The organism is Pseudomonas typographi, assembly GCF_014694385.1.
Classification (GTDB): domain Bacteria; phylum Pseudomonadota; class Gammaproteobacteria; order Pseudomonadales; family Pseudomonadaceae; genus Aquipseudomonas; species Aquipseudomonas typographi.
This window is the reverse complement of sequence record NZ_JAAOCA010000174.1, coordinates 1-255: the sequence shown is the minus strand read 5'-3', so window position 1 is coordinate 255 and position 255 is coordinate 1. Positions and strand designations below refer to the sequence as shown.

Annotated in this window: 1 protein-coding gene; it reads right to left on the bottom strand. The window is 67.5% G+C overall.

Translation table 11 applies throughout. The features are described 5' to 3' along the window. The coding region (locus HAQ05_RS28280; RefSeq protein ID WP_202988138.1) for a hypothetical protein at positions 1 to 255 on the bottom strand (255 nt) is incomplete at both ends.

Genomic DNA, 255 nt, shown 5'->3' with positions numbered 1-255 from the left:
CGCCCGTCGGCACGCCCCCAGACTGCGATACGGTACCCAGGATGGCCGCGACCGCAGCAGAACCTAGACCCAGCGCCGATCTCTGGTTCGCCTGGCTGTTCGCCGCCAGCAATGTCCTGGCCTGCGCCGGGAAATCGGCCAGCGCCATGGCGTCGGCCGCAGTGAAGTAGGCCAGTTTGTCGGCAGCACCGGTGAGCGCCTCAAGCGCGTTAATCGAGGGATCTGCGGCCAGGCTGCCGAACTGACTCACCAGCG